An 8,626-nucleotide genomic window follows, 5' to 3' on the forward strand; every position below is an offset into this window, starting at 1 on the left:
GCTCAAGCCTTGTGGACGGGGCGTGACGTGGCTTCCCACGCGCCGCCTATATCGGCAAGGCGGGCCTCGATGCACTCGACATCGAGCATGATGGTGCCGCCGCCCGAAAAGATCAGTTCGACGATGCCGGCTGGCTTGCTGATTTCGATGAAGCTGATCGCCAGCAGGGACAGCACCTCGGCCGGCTTGTTACGGGCGATGCCATTGGTTTTGGCGCCCAGCACCCGGTCGAAATGCAGCACGGCCTGCCGCCGCTCATTGTGCTGGCGAAACAGGCCCGACTTCGCCTCCCAGACGAAACGGTTCATGGTCAGCACGAAACGCTTGGCCGCAGGCACGTATTCGAGGTCGCTGACTTTCAGGACGGCGTCCTGGACATGGGCCGAAACGATGCTCAGGTCCTGGTCGTCGAGCGCGATAAGCTTGAGGGCCATGCGGAATTTGCACCTAAGGTTGGTTTCAGCCCTCTGTTAGGCGGTCTTGGCGATCGGTGCAACCGCGCCAATATCTTCGGTTTGCGCTGCCCCTCGTCGCCCTGTCGGGTACTTCTCCCCGTATGGTGAAGGGGAGAAGGACTCCTTGACCGAGGATTTCGCCAATATTCGGCGTTGCAGGACGCCTGGAATCGTGCCGATTGGCCTAAGCCGAAATCCGCTCGATCACCGCACCGCAATTGGACAGCTTTTCTTCCAGCCGCTCGAAGCCGCGATCGAGGTGGTAGACCCGGTTGACGGTGGTCTCGCCTTCGGCCGCGAGGCCGGCGATGACCAGCGAGACGGAAGCGCGCAGATCGGTTGCCATGACCGGCGCGCCTTTCAGCTTCGCCACGCCGTCGACAATCGCCGTCTGGCCCGAAAGCGTGATGTGGGCGCCGAGTCGGGCCAGTTCCTGGACGTGCATGAAGCGGTTCTCGAAGATCGTCTCGGTGATGCGTGACTTGCCCTTGGCCACGGTCATCAAGCCCATGAACTGCGCCTGCAGATCGGTCGGGAAGGCCGGGAAGGGCGCGGTCGTCACGTCGACCGGCGAAATGCCTGCGCCGTTGCGCTTGACGCGAATGCCGGAATTGGTCTGGGTGATCTCGGCACCTGTCTGCGAAATCACGTCGAGCGCGCTCTGCAACAATTCGGGGCGGGCGCCTTCGAGCACGACGTCGCCGCCGGTCATGGCGACGGCCATCGCATAGGTGCCCGTCTCGATGCGGTCGGGGATGACGCGCACGCGCGCACCCGACAGCGATTCGACGCCATCGATGGTGATGGTCTGGGTGCCGGCACCGGAAATCCTGGCGCCCATGGCGTTGAGGCATTCAGCGAGATTGACGATTTCGGGCTCGCAGGCGGCGTTTTCCAGCACCGTCTCGCCCTTGGCCAGCGAGGCCGCCATCATCAGCACATGGGTGGCGCCGACCGAGACCTTGGGGAACACATAGCGGTTGCCGACCAGGCGGCCATTCTTGGTCTTGGCGATGACATAGCCGGTGTCGACGTCGAGATCGGCGCCGAGCGCCTGCAGGCCTTCGAGGAACAGGTCGACCGGGCGCGTGCCGATGGCGCAGCCGCCGGGCAGCGACACCTTGGCCTCGCCCATGCGGGCCAGCAGCGGCCCGATCACCCAGAATGAGGCCCGCATCTTCGAGACGAGCTCGTAAGGCGCCGTCGTGTCGACGATGTTGCGGGCGGAGAAGTTGATGGTGCGCGAATAGCCCTCATTCTGCTTCTCGCGGCGGCCATTCACCGAGTAATCGACGCCGTGATTGCCGAGGATGCGGATCAGCTGTTCGACATCGGCCAGATGCGGCACGTTTTCCAGCGTCAGCGTGTCGTCGGTCAAGAGCGAGGCGATCATCAGCGGCAAAGCGGCGTTTTTCGCGCCTGAGATCGGAATGCTTCCGGCAAGCTTGTTGCCGCCGACAATTCTGATGCGATCCATTGGAAAACGTCCCTCTCGGCCAAAAAGGCCGGTTCAATCGTTTGAGTATCGGCCCGTCTAGACCATCGGCCGGCTTGGTTCAAGAAATAGGATTTCCCAGCATCCGAGCCAAGAGTGGCTGATTTGAGTTAATCTTTCTGTATTTCCTTGGCCGAGCTGAGCCCGTCCGGCCGCTGGTCGGCTTCACCTGTACGGCGCGAGCGCGACTGCGCCTTGCGTTTCTGCAGATTGGCGCGCAACTGCTCGGCGAGCCGGTCCTTGCGGTCCGTACCGCCGTTTTTCGCTGGAATTGTCTTGTCGCTCATCGTCCCGTCCCGGCCGGCGACCCGGCCAAACCTGCCGTTCAGGGATAGCCAACATTGTGGCGCGGCCATGTCATTAAAAGCTATCCGGCAAAGGCTTTCACAGAAGCGTTGTTCTTGGCCTTGCGCTTGCCGGTTCGATATGGCAGAAGCCCCGCCATCAGCGGCTGCGGTAGCTCAGTGGTAGAGCACTCCCTTGGTAAGGGAGAGGTCGAGAGTTCAATCCTCTCTCGCAGCACCAGTCTTTTCCGCGCGAGCGCGGCTGACCTTCAAACTCCTCACCGCGGCGTGATCTATCCGATGTGTGATGAGGTTCCAGCCGCCTTGATCAATTCGTCCTCGCTCCTCACCCCATGTCGGTATGCGGCAACGATTTCCTCCGCTATGATTTCCGCCTCCAGCGAATGGTCGTCTACCAGGCGTTGACGACATGCCGTGTCGAACGCACGACTCAATAGAGCCAACTCCTTGGCACTTAGGATGCCGTATTTTAGTGCTTGGTCGGTAACGGACATCGCCTAATCCTCCGCAACCTTGGTTGAGGACGGCCCCCTGTCCTCAAGGCCCGGCTCGGAGGGCCAGTAGGAGGAGCGTCGCGGAGGGGGAGGCGACAGATAGGCCTGCACTGGGGGGTGCGGCAGGCCTTACTCCTCCTACCTGTTGCCGAGCCTGAGCTAAACAACGGCTGATTATACCCCTGAATGGCGGCAGCGCCAGTATTGTTTCATAGCGTTATAATTGTTGAACGCAGAGAGCGGGCTCATGCGGCGGGGGGTTCGATGCCCGCCCGCTCGCAATACCACTTTCTTAGGGGATGGCCTCAGGCGACGGACGAGTTCACCGCGCTGTGTGGCAGCGAGAGCGCTTACTTCGTGCCACGAAGAATATTGCCTCAAGGCTGCCCGTGGAGGATCAAACTCAGCACCGTAGTGCCGATCCACAGCGGGATGGCCGCCGACACCAGCAGGGCGTGGATGGGCGGGATTGTGAAATCGAGCAGCCCCCCCAAAGCGCCCCCAGCGGGTCGTCAGCTGTGGAGATGCGTCAGTTCAAACCCCGCGTCATCCTGCGTGTCGGACAGGTGCTGTTCGGCGGACCGGAACATGTCCGAGAACTCCATCTCGTTCTCCAGCATCACGCCGCCGACCTTGATGGTGAGGACATCCTCGGTGCCTTTTGGCGCGAAGTAGACTTGCGCGATACGCGTGCGGATGCGCTCGCCAATCTCCTTGGCCTCTGCTTCCGTCGCGCCCGAGAGGAAAACCCCGAACATCGAGGCGCCGATGCGTCCGATCAGATCGTCCTCGCGCACCGACGACTGTATGGTCGAGACGATGAGCCGCAAGGCCTCGTCGCCCCATTCAAGGCCAAAGCGCATGTTGATGGAGCGAAGGTGTTCGGGATGAATGATCAGGAAGGCGCCCGAGCGCGGTCCTGGCCCCGATCGCCCGGCTGCCCGCCGTTCAACCATCGACGTGAAGACCGGCCCGTTCAGGCAGCCCGTCAGCCTGTCATAGGTCCCGGACTTGTTGAGTTCCTGCCGGTAGCGGTGGATTTCGACGCGATTCCAGCCGATCAGCGCGAAAAGCGGCAGGCCGATGATCACCGGCAGCAGTCCCGCGGTGATCATGCTGCGGGTGAACGGCGTCAGCGCGTCGCTGAACAGCAGCAGGTAGTTGAGGCCAAGGGAAAGGCCGAGGCTCCCGGCGGTCCCCAGCAATGTCAGCCATGCGACCTGCTTCCAGGGCTGGGCAGTGGTGGTCGCCATTGGTCTCGTCATTGGCCGATCTCCTGTCAGGTCGGCTGGTATAAGGCCTGCCTGCCGTAATTTCGGTTTCGCCGAACCGTACAATTTTATGGAAAACGCCGGATGGCGTCTTCGATATGCCCCGACGAAGCCGGTCTGTGAGAAATTCTGCGTTTTGACGGTCAGCTGCTGCCTATTGCGGCGGTCCAAAGATACCCATCCCGGCATTCCTGGCAATTGCTTCCGCCTTGCCATAGATGCCGCCCGGCAGCGCCATCGCCCAGCCATTGGCGACGAGCCAGGCCCCGACATCCTGCTTGCCCAGCCGGCACGGGGCCGCGATGGCAAAACGCTCGGTTTCCGGCGGCAGGAAACAGTTCAGCGCGCGCCCCCGCAGCCAGGCATTGAAGGCCGCGCGGGCTCGCTGGCCGCAGGGCCAGGCCTCGTCGCGAAACGAACAGGTCTGGTCCACGCCGATGTCCTGGGTCCCGCTGATGACCACTTTCCACCCCATCGATTCGAAAGTCGCCGACGACGTCGCGATCGGACGGTAGAGCAGGGTTTCGCGCCAGTCCTGCGGCATGGGTGTTTTGGGGCGGACGGCGAGGCCGAGTTCCCCGAGCGGCGGCCGGGCTTCGACCCGCTCGATTTCCGACACGTCAACCGGCGGCGGAGCGATAAGGCTCTCCGCAATCCGCCGTGCGGGTTCCCGCGATTGTCCCTCGATGATGGCCGCGGTTGCCTGATTCGCTTGCTTGCCGGCAATTTGCAGGGACGGCGCAGGGACCGGCCGGTCGAGAGAGAGCAAGGCTCCGGCCCGCATGATCAGGGCGATCCCGACCACGAGCTCGAGGCCCCCGATCGCGATCACCAGGCGGGCATGCCAGCTCATCAGTCCGGCACGGCGTTCGAGCAAGATCGGGCCGGCAGCCCGTCAGAAACCCGACGTCGATTTGGCAACCAGTTTGAGCGCACCCTTTTCTATCCGATAGAATGGCATCGATCTTTGGCTCGATCCGTCAGCGCGAAAACGGAACAAACCGGTCGATCCGCGAAACCCGTTCGGGTTTTCGAGCACCTGTTTGCTGAAGCCGTCAGGTCCGACCGCGCTGGCGATCCCTGCCGTCAGGGCAACCATATCATAAGCATAGGCCACATTGACGTCGGCCTGGTAATTGTATGTCGTCCTGAAGCGGTCGGCGATCGGTCCGGTTTCGCCTGGATCGAGCGTGGCGATGTATGCGCCCTCGAACAGTGGATCCATGGGGTGTTCCAGCCAACGGTCCGTTCCGACGACAGAGATTGCTTTTCCCGGAATGCCCTTTGATTTGAGGGCGGCAAGGACAGGCGCGGGGCTGCCGTCGCCGCTGGCAATGATGACCGCGTCGGGAGCGTCCACGAGTGAGCCCATCTGGTCGACCGCCTTCGCGCCACTGTCGCCGGCCGAATAAGGCACAGTGACCGCGAGCGTCGCCCCATAGATGCTGAGGCCGTTCGCCACCCGCTTCTCCACGGCACTGGCGTTCGAGCCTTCCGCGACGAGCAATACGAACTTCTTGCTGCCTTTCGCGGCGAGCCCCGCTGCGCCCGCCGCGGCGCTGTCGGCTTCGCTGAGGCGCACGGCATAAACCCCGGCGCCGCCCGCGAAATTGTCGGCAAGCGCCAGAACCGGTGGCCGCTTCGATCCCGACAGCGTGGCGATATGCTGGGCCGAAGGCAGTTCGGTCGGGCCGATGACGACCTTGGATCCCGTCGTGATGGCTTGCACCGCCAATTTGCTGGCCTGCGCGCTGTCGCCTTTCGTGTCCTCTATCGTCAGCGTCAGCAATCCATTGCCGATATCCGTCATCGCCAGCTTGGCGCCGTCGAGCATCTTCCGGCCGGTTTCCCCTGACGTCCCAGGAGCGGACAAGGGCAGCAGCATCGTGACTTTGGCGGAACCGGTGCCGAGCGACTGGCTCGCCTGGGCCGGACCGGGGCCGGGAGCGCCATTCTGTCCCGCAGGCGCGGCGACCGCCGCCGGATCGAGCACTTCGGAAACGCCGCCTTTCGACTGGCAGCCCGACAAGGTCATGGCGAGCGCCAGGGCGATTGCTGATTTCCGCGGACAGTGGACCTGTCGGCCAGCTTCCATGATTGCTCCACCCTGCATTTCGCCGGGTATTTTCCCGATCTGGTTCTTTAATTCATGTTAAGGCGGACTCGCCGCACCGTCTTGCTGTTCTCTAGCTGCTGTAAAGCCGGGCTCTCAGCGCCATGATCCGTCTGGCTGCCCGGCGCGATGGTCGGCGCATTTCGTACATCTGGGCCGGGCATGCTCACGCCGCGCACGCAAACGGCTTTCGCCTGGGCGAGGATGCCATCCTCCCTTGCTGGCTAAACTCCTGAAAGCAAAGGCCCAGCCGGTTGGCACGGGCCTGCGTGGCAAACAGACCAAGGCCGATCAAGGCGATCGTCCCGGCGATCGCCCACGAAATTGATCCGTCGGATATCATGATGGCCAACAGGCGTGGCCCACCGGTCAGTGCATGTATTCGACCATGCGGTCGTGGAAACACTCACATTTGTTGAGCGTGTCTTCGTCCTTGTAGTTCGTCTTCAGATAGCCATAGGCCATGCCGCAGGCGACCTTGGCTTCCGACGCCCAGACGAAGGCAGGCCGGGATGAGTTGATCCATTCCGGGCTCTTGGCGACGGCAACCGATTCGTCCATCAGCTTCACCACCTGCTCCTTGAGATCGACGATGTTGTCGTTCAACACCAGGTTGGACGTGCCGACGGTGCGGCAATAGTCGCCTACCGGTTCCCCTATGATGTCGGCGGCAAAGCCCGTTGATCCAGCCAGCAGCAGCGCCACGGCCGAAGCCAGCAATCTTGCACAACGCTTCATTTAAGTCCCTCTCCAAACCGCCATTTTATTCTTCGCTAATGTATAGCATGCCAGAACGGCCGCGCATAAGTGCTAAATCGTGGCCGTATGCTGTTGATGCTGCGTGTCGTCGTAAAGGATGTTGATCGTGCCGGCGGCAGGTGCATTCTGCAGAACGGCGACATCGACAAAGTTGGCCGCGTTGCCCGAGCCGCTGGTGTCGACGCTCACAGTACTGGTTGCGCTGTTGTAATGCACATAGTCGGTGATGTTGCCGGCCGCCGCCTTGTCGAACAGCGCGCTCAAGTCGATCTTGTCGCCTTCGCCGCCATGGTAGTCGGCGATGAGATCCTTGATATCGAGATGGTCGAGCTTGAACGTATCGGCGCCTGCGCCGCCCGTCATATTGTTCGTTCCACCGCCGCCGTAGAGGATGTCGTTGCCGTCACCGCCGATGAGAATGTCGTTGCCGGTGCCGCCGGAAATGACGACGCCGTCATTTCCGTCGACTGGGGCAAACGCCGAGTTATGTGCATCGAGCGTCAGTGAGGAGGTTGTGGCAATCGTCAGGGGATCGGCGAGCGGAGAGGTATCCCCATCGCGGTCGGTTGCCGACAGGCCGAAATTCATCGTGAGATCGTGGATCGTCGTCACCTCGCCATAGGTGATGTTGTTGAAAGCAAAGGTCGGGTTGCCGCTGACCGCATGGTCATAGGTGACGTTGACGTCATCGTAGGTGTGATTGACATACAGCGTATAGGTACTGGTCGCTGCGTTAAACGCCACGCCGCCGTTGGTGGTGAGAAGAGTGTTGTCCGAGGTATCCACGATTTTGATCGAGATGTCGGTAGCGGGCTTTGTAATCTGAATGTCAAAGTCCTTGACGGTGCCGCCATTGTCTAGGACATGGAACTGCACATCGGCGACGCTGCCGTTGGACCCGCCCCACTTGTTTAGAAGGAAGCTGACTGTTGTCTGATCCTGCGTGAAGTTGAGGTGCAGCGTCTCATGCGGATCCATTTGCTGCCCGCTGCTGCCGACAGCGATGCCCACGTTGGAAGCTTTGACCTGCGCCGCAGCGCCGTTGAGATCGCCGGTGATGACGAGCTGGCCATCAGGCGAGGTGAGCGATGTTTGCCCGCCACCGGAGGACGTGAAGGCGGAATCTCCGGTCACCGTTGTCGTGGTTATCACGGACGGCGAGTTCAAGGTGTAGTCGTAGGTGCCGTTCGCATTGAGATCGAGGGTGAAGAAGGCGCTGCCTGCCGGATCGCTCGAATTCGAATAGGCATGCATCAGCACACCACCGTCGGCCTGTTGGGTCTCGGTGTAGTAGAAAGTGAAGTCAACAGCGTGCGTGGTTGCGTCTTGAACCTGAACGGTCGTGACCCCCGAACTGGTGCTCTGGACGAAATTGACCGCGCTGCCGCTGTACACACCACTCGCTTGAAGCGCGAGCGACAAGTGATCAAGCCCGTCGGCGCCGAAGGCCGCGGTATAGAGCCCGGTGAAGCTGGTACCGGCCTGGTTGGCTACGACCGCATCCATGACGGACGTGAAGACCGGGCCGTCGTCATGGAAGGTCGCCTTGGAGCCGAGGTCGAGCGACTGCGAGGCCTTGTCGCCGTCATTGTCGGTCACCGTCGCCGTCAGCGTCACCAGGCCCGAGGTCAGGTTGATGCCTTCGGAGCTGTCGGTCGGATTGTCGGCCGTGTTCTCGTGCACCGCACGGTCCTGCGTCAGCGTCACCGCGCCGGTCGAGCTGTTGACCGAAAG

9 protein-coding genes and 1 tRNA gene are annotated in these 8,626 nt (G+C 61.9%); 1 reads left to right on the forward strand and 9 read right to left on the reverse strand.

Annotated features, from left to right (window positions below):
* Positions 1-2: 2 nt before the first annotated feature.
* The 3 genes from AC04SF_RS34790 to AC04SF_RS34800 form a co-directional block, all read right to left on the reverse strand.
* Complete coding sequence (locus tag AC04SF_RS34790; RefSeq protein WP_488481458.1) at positions 3-434, reverse strand: DUF2948 family protein; 432 nt, start codon at positions 432-434, stop codon at positions 3-5.
* Between the two features lie 205 nt (positions 435-639).
* Entirely contained in the window at positions 640-1,932 is a 1,293-nt protein-coding gene (gene murA, locus AC04SF_RS34795; protein ID WP_488481459.1) for a UDP-N-acetylglucosamine 1-carboxyvinyltransferase, read from the reverse strand.
* A 128-nt stretch (positions 1,933-2,060) separates the two neighbouring features.
* Entirely contained in the window at positions 2,061-2,306 is a 246-nt protein-coding gene (locus AC04SF_RS34800) for a hypothetical protein (protein ID WP_488481460.1), read from the reverse strand.
* A 94-nt stretch (positions 2,307-2,400) separates the two neighbouring features.
* Between AC04SF_RS34800 and AC04SF_RS34805 the strand changes: the two genes are divergently transcribed.
* Positions 2,401-2,475, forward strand: a tRNA-Thr gene (locus tag AC04SF_RS34805).
* Positions 2,476-2,527: 52 nt separating this feature from the next.
* Here AC04SF_RS34805 and AC04SF_RS34810 read toward each other — a convergent pair.
* The 6 genes from AC04SF_RS34810 to AC04SF_RS34835 form a co-directional block, all read right to left on the reverse strand.
* Positions 2,528-2,749, reverse strand: a complete 222-nt coding sequence (locus AC04SF_RS34810; RefSeq protein WP_095198252.1) for a hypothetical protein — start codon at positions 2,747-2,749, stop codon at positions 2,528-2,530.
* 512 nt (positions 2,750-3,261) lie between these two features.
* Positions 3,262-4,014, reverse strand: a complete 753-nt coding sequence (locus tag AC04SF_RS34815; RefSeq protein WP_488481461.1) for a GGDEF domain-containing protein — start codon at positions 4,012-4,014, stop codon at positions 3,262-3,264.
* Positions 4,015-4,174: 160 nt separating this feature from the next.
* Positions 4,175-4,897 (reverse strand): thermonuclease family protein, encoded by a 723-nt coding sequence (locus tag AC04SF_RS34820; RefSeq protein WP_488481462.1) that lies wholly within the window; start codon positions 4,895-4,897, stop codon positions 4,175-4,177.
* Positions 4,898-4,915: 18 nt separating this feature from the next.
* Entirely contained in the window at positions 4,916-6,115 is a 1,200-nt protein-coding gene (locus AC04SF_RS34825; RefSeq protein ID WP_488481463.1) for an ABC transporter substrate-binding protein, read from the reverse strand.
* A 387-nt stretch (positions 6,116-6,502) separates the two neighbouring features.
* A complete protein-coding gene (locus AC04SF_RS34830) occupies positions 6,503-6,871 on the reverse strand; it encodes a hypothetical protein (protein WP_488481464.1) in 369 nt (122 codons plus the stop codon).
* 72 nt (positions 6,872-6,943) lie between these two features.
* A partial coding sequence (locus tag AC04SF_RS34835) for a DUF5801 repeats-in-toxin domain-containing protein (protein ID WP_488481465.1) occupies positions 6,944-8,626 on the reverse strand: 1,683 nt, incomplete at its 5' end.

Source organism: Mesorhizobium sp. CNPSo 4671 (assembly GCF_057784245.1).

Bases quoted from the DNA above. Each gene is read 5' to 3' on its own strand.
- AC04SF_RS34825 (WP_488481463.1), bottom strand. From the start codon at position 6,115: ATGGAAGCTGGCCGACAGGTCCACTGTCCGCGGAAATCAGCAATCGCC.
- AC04SF_RS34830 (WP_488481464.1), bottom strand. From the start codon at position 6,871: ATGAAGCGTTGTGCAAGATTGCTGGCTTCGGCCGTGGCGCTGCTGCTG.
- murA (WP_488481459.1), bottom strand. From the start codon at position 1,932: ATGGATCGCATCAGAATTGTCGGCGGCAACAAGCTTGCCGGAAGCATT.
- AC04SF_RS34800 (WP_488481460.1), bottom strand. From the start codon at position 2,306: ATGGCCGCGCCACAATGTTGGCTATCCCTGAACGGCAGGTTTGGCCGG.
- AC04SF_RS34810 (WP_095198252.1), bottom strand. From the start codon at position 2,749: ATGTCCGTTACCGACCAAGCACTAAAATACGGCATCCTAAGTGCCAAG.
- AC04SF_RS34815 (WP_488481461.1), bottom strand. From the start codon at position 4,014: ATGACGAGACCAATGGCGACCACCACTGCCCAGCCCTGGAAGCAGGTC.
- AC04SF_RS34790 (WP_488481458.1), bottom strand. From the start codon at position 434: ATGGCCCTCAAGCTTATCGCGCTCGACGACCAGGACCTGAGCATCGTT.